This is a genomic window from Corynebacterium sp. c25Ua_47, from assembly GCF_039907205.1.
GTDB lineage: Bacteria > Actinomycetota > Actinomycetes > Mycobacteriales > Mycobacteriaceae > Corynebacterium > Corynebacterium hiratae.
Map to the genome: position 1 here is coordinate 1 of NZ_JASBOH010000029.1, position 1409 is coordinate 1409.

The 1409-nt window shown below is 57.0% G+C and carries 2 protein-coding genes and 1 pseudogene; 2 read left to right on the forward strand and 1 reads right to left on the reverse strand.

The annotated features are described in order from the left end of the window. Positions 1 to 125: 125 nt before the first annotated feature. Together QKE52_RS13260 and QKE52_RS13265 are read left to right on the forward strand one after the other, a co-directional pair. Positions 126 to 599: pseudogene (locus QKE52_RS13260) on the forward strand (IS256-like element IS3503 family transposase); the annotation flags it as partial. Positions 600 to 756: 157 nt separating this feature from the next. Next, positions 757 to 1014: a hypothetical protein gene (locus tag QKE52_RS13265; protein ID WP_347948996.1), complete on the forward strand. Its 258-nt coding sequence runs from the start codon at positions 757 to 759 to the stop codon at positions 1012 to 1014. Here QKE52_RS13265 and QKE52_RS13270 read toward each other — a convergent pair. Further along, positions 1001 to 1409 (reverse strand): transposase (locus QKE52_RS13270; protein ID WP_347948997.1); only part of this gene is annotated, 409 nt, incomplete at its 5' end. The genes QKE52_RS13265 and QKE52_RS13270 overlap by 14 nt on opposite strands.

Genomic DNA, 1409 nt, shown 5'->3' on the forward strand with positions numbered 1-1409 from the left:
TACCAGCGGATTGTGGTGTCGCCAACATCAACTATGAAAGAACCCCCCCCCTTGCAGTACCGGATACGCGGAACACCGGTACCAACTACGCGGACTCGCGGTACCAACTACCCCAAATCGACAGGTGGATCATCCCCACACCCACCATCGACTCATTCCGCATCCATGACCAAATCTTCCTCGACGCGACCTATCTAAAGTCCGGATGCCTCCTGATCGCAGCCAGTAAAACCCACGTCATCAACTGGACCTGGGCCAGACACGAAACCACCGCCGCCTACACCGAACTCCTACGCCCCATTGCCGCACCACTAATCGCAGTCACAGACGGCGGACAAGGTGCCCAATCAGCCATCCACCACTGCTGGCCAACAACACGCATCCAACGCTGCCTCGTCCACGCCCAACGAACAGTCCGCCGCCACACCACCAGCAACCCCCGCACCGATGCCGGCAAAACCCTCTACCGCCTAGCCCTGAAACTCACTCGCATCACCGACCTTGACCAAGCATCCACATGGGTCGCCCACCTGCACGAATTCGACCACACCTACCGGGAATGGATGAACGAGAAAACCACCATCAAAGACCCTGCTACCGGCGCCTACACCAAGGTCGGGCCCGACCCCCGACGTGTCCACTTTCCGGGGGTCGGGCCCGAAACCGGAAGAGCCGCTTAATGGCCACCAGTGTGTGTTAACCTTGACGAGCTCACTGAAAAGATTGTGGGCTTCGTCGACGCAATCAAACACGTCCGTGCCGTTTCGCAGCCAGCAGTCAAGCCGCCGGGATCTCTTTGAAGAACACGAACAGCATCTGCTTACGGATCTGCCGACAACCCCGTGGCAACACACCGAATGGAAACGGGCAAAAGTGGCCCCGGATTTCCACATCACGGTTGCAACAGTGAGCTACTCCGTTCCGCGCCAGCTTGTTGGCCGCACTGTCGATGTGCGTATCACCGGCCAGCTGTTGACCCTCTTTGACGGCCCTTCCGGTTTTAGAGTGCGTTGATTTTGTCCTGTAGTTGTCCGGAGTGGATTAGGGATCGCAAGATGTAGTGGTTGAGGTTTTTGAATCCTAGGGCGATGCCGCGTAGGTGTTCGAGTCTGCCGTTGATTGCTTCGACGGGGCCGTTGGATGCGCCGATATCAAAGTAGGCGAGCACATCTTTGCGTCGACGCCACAGGGTGCGCCCCAGTTGGGCGAGCTCTTCTAAACCTTTCGGTAATCCTTTACGCAGCGTATGGATGATGCGTTCCATGAGCTTTTTGCCTTCCGTTTTCTTCGGATGCGCGTACGCTGCGATCATGTCTTGGTAGAGCAGCCACGTTACTTCTAGGCACACGTAGTCGTCATCGGTGGCCCACAACATTTCTAAGCGTTGCTTTTGCCGCTCGGTGAGATAA